The sequence below is a fragment of the Mycobacterium sp. genome (genome assembly GCF_050701675.1).
Classification (GTDB): domain Bacteria; phylum Actinomycetota; class Actinomycetes; order Mycobacteriales; family Mycobacteriaceae; genus Mycobacterium.
Genome location: NZ_JBOGDD010000168.1, coordinates 1 through 7929, shown reverse-complemented (window position 1 = coordinate 7929; position 7929 = coordinate 1). Strand labels below are relative to the sequence as shown.

The 7929-nt window shown below is 66.1% G+C and carries 10 protein-coding genes and 1 pseudogene; 6 read left to right on the top strand and 5 right to left on the bottom strand.

Translation table 11 applies throughout. The annotated features are described in order from the left end of the window. Nucleotides 1-41: 41 nt before the first annotated feature. On the top strand, nt 42-914 hold the full coding sequence (locus ACRDUX_RS04985) for a cyclopropane mycolic acid synthase family methyltransferase (RefSeq protein WP_526411594.1): 873 nt from the start codon (nt 42-44) through the stop codon (nt 912-914). A gap of 31 nt (nt 915-945) precedes the next feature. Here ACRDUX_RS04985 and ACRDUX_RS04980 read toward each other — a convergent pair whose 3' ends face one another. Both ACRDUX_RS04980 and ACRDUX_RS04975 read right to left on the bottom strand, forming a co-directional pair. Next, entirely contained in the window at nt 946-1809 is an 864-nt protein-coding gene (locus tag ACRDUX_RS04980) for a polyphosphate kinase 2 family protein (protein WP_526411592.1), read from the bottom strand. 4 nt (nt 1810-1813) lie between these two features. Next, nucleotides 1814-2530: a TetR/AcrR family transcriptional regulator gene (locus ACRDUX_RS04975; protein ID WP_526411590.1), complete on the bottom strand. Its 717-nt coding sequence runs from the start codon at nt 2528-2530 to the stop codon at nt 1814-1816. A 76-nt stretch (nt 2531-2606) separates the two neighbouring features. Between ACRDUX_RS04975 and ACRDUX_RS04970 the strand changes: the two genes are divergently transcribed. From ACRDUX_RS04970 to ACRDUX_RS04950, 5 genes are all read left to right on the top strand, one after another. After that, nucleotides 2607-3935, top strand: coding sequence for a DUF445 domain-containing protein (locus ACRDUX_RS04970; RefSeq protein ID WP_526411588.1), 1329 nt, complete (start codon nt 2607-2609; stop codon nt 3933-3935). A 101-nt stretch (nt 3936-4036) separates the two neighbouring features. Next, nucleotides 4037-4429: a helix-turn-helix domain-containing protein gene (locus ACRDUX_RS04965; protein WP_526411586.1), complete on the top strand. Its 393-nt coding sequence runs from the start codon at nt 4037-4039 to the stop codon at nt 4427-4429. A 59-nt stretch (nt 4430-4488) separates the two neighbouring features. Next, nucleotides 4489-5097 (top strand): heparin-binding hemagglutinin, encoded by a 609-nt coding sequence (locus ACRDUX_RS04960; RefSeq protein ID WP_526411584.1) that lies wholly within the window; start codon nt 4489-4491, stop codon nt 5095-5097. A 78-nt stretch (nt 5098-5175) separates the two neighbouring features. Beyond that, nucleotides 5176-5457, top strand: a complete 282-nt coding sequence (locus ACRDUX_RS04955) for a DUF2516 family protein (RefSeq protein WP_526411596.1) — start codon at nt 5176-5178, stop codon at nt 5455-5457. A 4-nt stretch (nt 5458-5461) separates the two neighbouring features. After that, nucleotides 5462-5866, top strand: a complete 405-nt coding sequence (locus ACRDUX_RS04950) for a DUF2599 domain-containing protein (RefSeq protein WP_526411582.1) — start codon at nt 5462-5464, stop codon at nt 5864-5866. A gap of 15 nt (nt 5867-5881) precedes the next feature. On the opposite strand, the gene ACRDUX_RS04945 is transcribed toward ACRDUX_RS04950, so the two are convergent. From ACRDUX_RS04945 to ACRDUX_RS04935, 3 genes and pseudogenes are all read right to left on the bottom strand, one after another. Then, nucleotides 5882-6859 carry an LmeA family phospholipid-binding protein gene (locus ACRDUX_RS04945; protein ID WP_526411580.1) on the bottom strand — a complete coding sequence of 326 codons (978 nt, stop codon included), beginning with the start codon at nt 6857-6859 and terminating at the stop codon, nt 5882-5884. Further along, the gene (locus tag ACRDUX_RS04940; RefSeq protein WP_526411578.1) at nt 6856-7671 is read right to left on the bottom strand and encodes a carbon-nitrogen hydrolase family protein; all 816 of its coding nucleotides are present in this window, start codon (nt 7669-7671) and stop codon (nt 6856-6858) included. The genes ACRDUX_RS04945 and ACRDUX_RS04940 overlap by 4 nt, the downstream gene beginning before the upstream one ends. 26 nt (nt 7672-7697) lie before the next feature. Then, nucleotides 7698-7929: pseudogene (locus ACRDUX_RS04935) on the bottom strand (class I SAM-dependent methyltransferase); the annotation flags it as partial.

Genomic DNA, 7929 nt, shown 5'->3' with positions numbered 1-7929 from the left:
GCGCATGCGTCACGTGTGGGAAAGCAGGGAATAGTCAACATATGTCACGAGCCAAGTCTGCACTATCGCCGTATTACGAAGAGTCCCAGTCGATCTACGACATATCGGATGAATTCTTCGCATTGTTCCTGAGTACGACCATGGGGTACACCTGCGGGTACTACGAACGCGACGACATGACGCTGGACGAGTCTCAGCTCGCGAAGTTCGACCTCGCACTTGGCAAGCTCGACCTCGAGCCGGGGATGACACTTCTCGACATCGGCTGCGGCTGGGGTGGCGCGCTGGCCCTGGCCGTGGAGAAATACGACGTCAACGTCATCGGCATCACCCTGAGCAAGAATCAGAGCGAGTACGCCAGGGCTCGGCTCGCCAAGATCCCCACGTCGCGCACCGTGGAGGTGCGGCTGCAGGGATGGGAGGAGTTCAATGATCCGGTCGACCGCATCGTCTCGATCGGCGCATTCGAAGCCTTCAAGCAGGAGCGGTACCCGGCGTTCTTCGAGCGGGCCCACAGCGTCCTGCCCGAGGGCGGCCGCATGCTGCTGCACACGATCCTGGCGCACACCCAGAAGTTCTTCGTTGAGAACGGCATCAAGCTGACGATCAGCGATCTGAAGTTCATGCAGTTCATCGGCCAGGAGATCTTCCCCGGCGGGCAGTTGCCTGCGGTGGAGGACATCGAGCAGCTGGCGGAGGACTCGGGCTTCACGCTGGAGCGCACCCATCTGTTGCGGCCGCACTACGCCCGGACCCTGGACATGTGGGCGCAGAACCTGGAGGCCGAGAAGGACCAGGCGATCGCGATCACCTCCGAAGAGGTCTACGACCGCTACATGAAGTACCTGACGGGTTGCGCTGACTTCTTCCGTCGCGGCATCACCAACATCGGCCAGTTCACCCTCGTCAAGTAGCGGTTCGCCGGGCCGGCGCCCGGGCACCTCGTCAGGCGTCGGCGAGTCTGCGCTTCTGCACCTCGACGTCGAAATCAGCTGGCGGCCAAGTTAAGTCGAGTCCCTCCAGCGCCTCGATCAGCAACTCGGTGATCGCCAGTCGGGAGTACCACTTGCGATCGCAGGGGATGACGTGCCACGGCGCGTACTCCGTCGACGTCCGATCCAGCAGCGCCTGGTACGCCTCCTGGTACTTGGGCCACAGCTCGCGCTCGTCGATGTCGGCCGGATTGAACTTCCAGTACTTGTCGGGCCGGTCCAGGCGTTTGGTGAGCCGTTTCTTCTGTTCGTCGAGGGAGACGAACATGGCGGCCTTGACGATCGTCGTGCCGTCGTGGACCAGTTCCTTCTCGAACGCGTTGATCTCGTCATACCGGGCGCCCCACACGTCGGGTGGGACCAGGTCGTGTACCCGCACGACGAGCACGTCCTCGTAGTGCGACCGGTCGAACACGCCGATGTGCCCGGCGCGCGGCAGGGCGTTGCGGATCCGCCACAGATAGTGGTGGGCCAGCTCGTCGGCCGTCGGCTTGCCGAAGCTTGCGTACTCTATTCCTTGCGGATTACCCGCTCCGACAACGTGTTTGACGATACCGCCCTTGCCTGCGGTGTCCATGCCCTGAAGTACCAGCAGAACCTTGCGGGTGTCACCTGAGCGGCTGTTCGCGTACAGCATCTCCTGGAGTTCGGCGAAGCGCTGGTTGCGCTCGGCCTGGAGCTCGGGGGCATCCGACTTCGACCCCTTGAAGCCGGGGGTGGCATGCGTCTTGATGCCGGAAACCTTGTCGCCCGCCGTGAATTCGAGGTGGACGTGCGGTTCGTGCGTCCAGAGCGCAGGGGTATCGGTGTCAGCCATCCGCTCAGTCAAGCAGTTGCGGCGGCACCTTCGGGGACGGATGCAGCATCGAGTTGAACTTCTCCAGTGAGCCGTTCGCCTCGACGATGCCGACGAGCGCGTTCCACGACAGCATCGTCAGGTAGTCGATGAGTTCGTCGGCGGTCATCCTCGGGTGCGACATCCAGGAGTGGGTGGCCAGTTGCACGCCGCCGACGATCATGAATGCCCACGGCTGAGCACCGTGGGTGTCCATGCCCTCCTGGCCCATCCGGCGCCGCAGCATGACGCCGAGCATCCGCGCGATGATCTGCTCGGAGTCGGCGACCGCCTTGCTCTTGCTCGCCGAGCTGTTGGCCATCACGAACGGGTAGATCTCCGGTTCGGCGGCGACGGTGTCGACGTACACGCGGATGATCTCGCGGGTCAGGTCATAGCCGTCGAGGTTCGACGTCAGGGCCGCGGCCATGTTGGGGATCAAGGTGAGCTGCGCGAAGCGCATCATCACGGCGGTGGTCAGATCGTTCTTGTCGGCGAAGTAGCGATAGAGCACTGTCTTGGACACGCCGATCTCGGCCGCGATCTCGTCCATGCTGACATTGCTGCCGCGATGGCGGATGGCATCCAGCGTTCCGTCGACCAACTCATTGCGTCGGTCGACCTTGTGCTGGTGCCAGCGCCGTTTGCGGCCGTCGGTCTTCACTGGCCCGCTGGGGGTCTGCTGTGCCACTTCCGCCGTCATTCCATTCCCTCGTCCCCGTCGATGATACGGCCGAAACCCTCCTTTGCCTCGGCGGGATGGACCAGCCGCCGGCGCCATGACGGATGATGGATGCGTGGTACACGCACCGACGTCCGAACAGCGGCCGAGCTTTGCGGAATCGATCGCGGGTGTTGATACAGAAGCGGATGCCGAGCGTCGTCGCGGTCTGCGCCGGATGAAGGTCGTCGCGCTGAGCTTTCTCATCGGCGCGACGGTCGTGTTCCTGGTGTCCGCGTGGGCCCAGAGCCACGGTGCCGCGGGCTGGGTGGGCTACGTCCGCGCGGCCGCGGAGGCCGGCATGGTGGGTGCGCTCGCCGACTGGTTCGCCGTTACGGCGCTGTTCAAGCATCCGCTGGGAATCCCGATCCCGCACACCGCGATCATCAAGCGCAAGAAGGACCAGCTCGGCGAGGGTCTCGGCTCCTTCGTGCGGGAGAACTTCCTGTCGCCCGAGGTGGTGGCGACGAAGCTGCGGGAGGCCCACGTCGCCGACCGGTTGGGTAAGTGGCTCTCGGATGAGGCGCACGCTGCGAGAGTTGCCGCGGAGGCGTCGACGGTGCTGCGGGTGCTGGTGGAGATGCTTCGCGACGACGACGTTCAGCAGGTCCTTGACCGCATGATCGTCAAACGCATCGCGCAGCCGCAGTGGGGGCCACCGGTGGGACGGGTGCTGTCGAGCCTGCTGGAGGAGCACCGCCAGGAGGCGCTGCTTCAGCTGCTGGCCGATCGCGCCTTCGAGTGGTCGCTCAGCGCCGACGAGATCATCGAGCGCGTGATCGAACGTGATTCGCCGACGTGGACGCCACGCTGGGTCGACAGCCTCGTCGGGGACCGCATCCACCGGGAGCTGATGGACTTCACCGACAAGGTGCGGCGCAACCCCGACCACGAGTTGCGCCGGTCGGCGACGAAGTTCCTGTTCGAGTTTGCCGACGACCTACAGAACGACGAGGCGACGATCGCCCGCGCCGAGAAGGTCAAGGACCAGATCATGGCGCGCGACGAGGTAGCCAAGGCCGCGGAGACGGCGTGGACCACCGCCAAGCGCATCTTCCTGGAGTCGGTCGATGATCCGACCTCGACGCTGCGTACCCGGATCGCCGACTCGGTGGTGCACATCGGGGAGTCGCTGCGTGACGATGCGCACCTCCGCGACAAGGTCGACAAGTGGATCGTGCGGGCTGCACAGCACCTCGTTGAGCAGTATGGGACGGAGATCACAGCGATCATCACCGAGACCATCGAGCGGTGGGATGCGGACGAAGCCAGTCGTCGCATCGAGTTGCACGTAGGCCGTGACCTGCAGTTCATCCGGATCAACGGCACCGTGGTCGGCTCGCTCGCCGGATTGGTCATCTACTCGGTGGCGCAGCTCCTCTTCTGAGCGACCCAGAAATACTGCTAACAAGCGCTTGCAATAGCTAGCACTCCGTCTTACGGTTGGGTCCGAAGCATTTCGGATACCCAACGCAGAGGGGGTTGCACGTGCCGCAAGACGGAGATCTCGCCGCAGTCGTGTCCACCGCTGCACAGGACATCGGAGGCTTCATCCGTAGCCAGCGCGAAGCTGCGCAGGTTTCGGTGCGGCAGTTGGCCGAGAAGGCCGGCGTCAGTAATCCCTATCTCAGTCAGATCGAGCGGGGATTGCGGAAGCCGTCCGCGGAAGTCCTCAACCAGATTGCCAAGGCGCTGAGAGTTTCCGCTGACGTGCTCTACGTGAGGGCAGGACTTCTCGAGCCCAGCGAGCCGAGCGAGGTCCGCGACGCGATCGTCACGGACACCGCAATCACCGAGCGGCAGAAGCAGGTGCTGCTCGACATCTACACCTCGTTCGTGCAACAGAACGAGGCCTTGGATGAGGAGCCAGCCACTGACTGACATCCGATCAACTGCTGATTAGCCAACCGAAGACAACGTTTCGAAGGGAATCGAAGAACATGGCCGACAAGACCCAGCCCACCGTTGAAGACCTCAAGGCTCCGCTGCTCGCCGCCGTTGGCGCCGCCGATCTGGCACTCGCCACCGTGAACGAGATCGTCGCCAGCCTCCGCGAGCGTGCCGAGGAGGCCCGCACCGAGGCGTCCACCCGCGTCGAAGAGCGTCGCGCCCGAGTCACCAAGCTGCAGGAAGAGCTCCCGTCGCAGGTCGCCGAACTGCGCGACAAGCTGAGCGCCGACGAGCTGCGTAGGGCCGCTGAAGGCTACGCCGAGGCTGCCACCACGACGTACAACAAGCTCGTCGAGCGCGGCGAGGCAGCGCTGGAGCGCATCCGCCAGCAGCCGGCTGTCGGAGAGGCCGCCAACCGCGTCGAGAGCGTGACCGACCAGGCCGTCGAGCTGACGCAGGACGCCCTGGGGACCGTTGCCAGCCAGACCCGCGCCGTCGGTGAGCGCGCCGCCAAGCTGGTCGGCGTCGAGCTGCCGAAGAAGGCAGAGAAGGCCGCCGCGCCGGTGAAGAAGGCTGCGGCCAAGGCACCTGCCAAGAAGGCGCCCGCCAAGAAGGCTCCGGCCAAGGCGCCTGCCGCCAAGAAGGTGACACAGAAGTAACGAAGTCGACTGGGGGAACTTGGCCTCGAAAAGGTCAAGTCGACTGAGGGGACGTAACCCGCATAGGCTTGGAGTGTGATGCTTCAGGACCTGGCGAGTTACGTCCTCTTCGCCATTCAGGTGGGCGTCCTGCTCGTGGGTCTTTATGCCTTCGTCCATGCGGCGATCCAGCGCACCGACGCCTTCACCGCTGCCGAGAAGCTCTCCAAGCCGATCTGGCTGGCGATCCTCGGCGGCACCGGCCTGGTGGGAGTCTTCCTCCCGCCGCCGGTCGGCTCCGCGATCGCGGCGTGTGCGGTCGGCATCTATCTCGTCGACGTCAGGCCGAAGGTCCTCGAAGTCCAGGGAAAGTCGCGATAGCCCGATGCGTCCCCTCGTCGCCGCCGTGACGGCGGCGCTATTCCTGGCGTGTGCGCCCGTCGCCGCTGCCGCCCCCGTCGCAGGCCCGCCCTTCGTCGACCACACCGAGTGGGCGCACTGGGGTGACCTGTCCAGCCTGCGCGTGTACCCGACCACGGCGGGCCGGGAGGTCGCGGCGCAGCTGAACAACGAGGTCCAGGGCGACGAGGCCTGGAGCGAGGTGCTGACGTCCGCGCCAGATGCCGACCTGCCGGGCATGCGCGAGCAGTTCATGTGTCACTGGACGTTCGCCGAGGTCGCGCAGCCGGGCAAGACCAGCTGGAATCTCGAGCCATGGCGGCCCGTGGTCGACGAGAACACGATGGTGGACACGCGCTGCAATCCCGGTGGCACCGAAGAGCCGTTCTGACGAGCGACCCGAGTCCTAGAGGCCCGCGAAGCAGGGGTCCTCGCCGCCGGCGGGAATCGTGGCGTTGCGCGTCGAGAACTTGCTCACCACACCGGTGTCGGTGACCTGGATGCTGTCGGCGTGTATGCCCAGCGGGTAGTTCTTGGTCAACTCCCCGCTGAAGGCGTCGAGCGCCGGCTGCACGGTCTCACGCGGAAGGGTGAACCCCAGCCCCGTCAGCTGCTGCACCTCTAGCGAGACGCCGTTGTTCACGACTTCGGGCTTGGCGATGATGCTGCCCAGTGCGCCCTGCAACTCGACCGTGCCGTCCGCCGGATTCGTCGTGACCCCGGTGACGAAGCTGCCGACGATGGGTACGGCGTTCTGGATGGTCTGCTTGATGCCGTCGGCCGACCACGTGATGGTCGCGTCGAGGGCGCCGATCGTGCCCTTCGAGTTGCCGTTGCCGCCCAGGCGGACGTCGTCGATCGCGATCTGGGCCTTCATGCCCTTGATGTCGCGGATCTGGTTGCCAGCGGTGGTGATCGAGATGTTGCCGTAGTGGCCGGTCACGTGCTGCCACAGAAACGGGGGAAGGGTGCCGAACGACACCGTGGCGTCGTCCTGGATGACGCACTTCGTGGCGGTGGCGACGACCGAGTCGGCGCGGTGGCGGGCGTAGATCTCGCCGCCGATCAGGCCGGCGGCACCGAGCGCGAGGACGATGACGACGACCAGCACGATCGAGAGTGGGTCGCGGATGAGGCGCTTGAATCCGCCGCCCCGCGACGGGGTCGGCTCCTCGGACGGCCGGGTCTGAGGAAGACCCTGAGGAGGAGGGCCCTGAGGCGGATATCCCTGGGGTGGTTGTCCCTGAGGCGGCGGCCCCTGATCCGGTGGTCCCTGAGGTGGCGGCCCGGCGTACTGCGGCTCTACCGGGCTCCCTGACTGGGGCTGATTCGGCGGCGGCGGCTGTTGGGCGGGACGGGCCCAGGGATCGGAGGGATCGGTCACGCCTGCGATTGTGCCCTACCGGACTGCGCGAACTCGGCTCGGTTGCGCAGCACGGCGATGGCGTCTCGCGCTTGGTCGACGGTATTCAGGTCGACGTCGAAGACCAGGAGCTGGGGATCGGCGCCCGCCGCGGTCACCACGTCGCCGGTGGGGGAGCAGACCAGGCTGCCGCCGACCCCGGTCGGCCCGGAGGCGGCGATCTCGTCGCCCGGGTAGGCCTGACCGACCGCGGCAACGACGCTGGTGGAGTCGAGCGCGCGGGCCCTGGCGAGCAGGGTCCACTGTTCGAGCTTGCCTGGGCCCGACCCCCACGACGCGTGCACCGTGATGACCTGAGCGCCACGCTGGGCGAGCTCGACGTACAGCTCGGGGAAGCGAATGTCGTAACAGGTGGTCACGCCGACGCCGACGCCGTCGACGGTGATCACCACGGGGTCGAGACCTGGTGCGACCGTGCGTGATTCGGTGAATCCGAAGGCGTCGTAGAGATGGATCTTGTGATAGTGCTCGTCGATGCCCGCACCCGTCGCGATCAGGGTGTTGGTGACGCGGCCGTCGTCGCTGGGGCAGAACATCCCCGCCACGACCACGATCCCGGACCGCTCGGCGAGTGTCCGCACGCCAGTGGCCCACGGCCCGTCGAGCGGTTCGGCAACGGGTTTCAGCGGCACTCCGAACCGGCACATCGTGGCCTCGGGGAAGAGCACCAGACGGGCGCCTGCGTCGGCCGCGCGCCGCGTGTAGCCCTCGACGAGGTCGAGGTTGGTCAACGGGTCGGTGCTGCTCTGGATCTGCGCAAGGGCAATCCGCATGGGCCCAGCTTAGTGAGGTGCGACCGCTACTGAGGTGCGACGGCTGACCACGGCACGGACAGCACGCCGTCGCGTAGGCGCCGCCGCGGCGGCTCGACGGGATGGCCATCGGCGGCCAGCGTCTCCAGCATCGCGCGCCAGCGCACCCGAGGCCCGAACACCCCGTGCCCAGCGGCGGCGGCCCACGCGCGGTCGGCGGCCGTCAGCAGGCGGTTGATCGGCTGGCCCGCCACGTTGTGGTGGATCAGGACCTTGGGC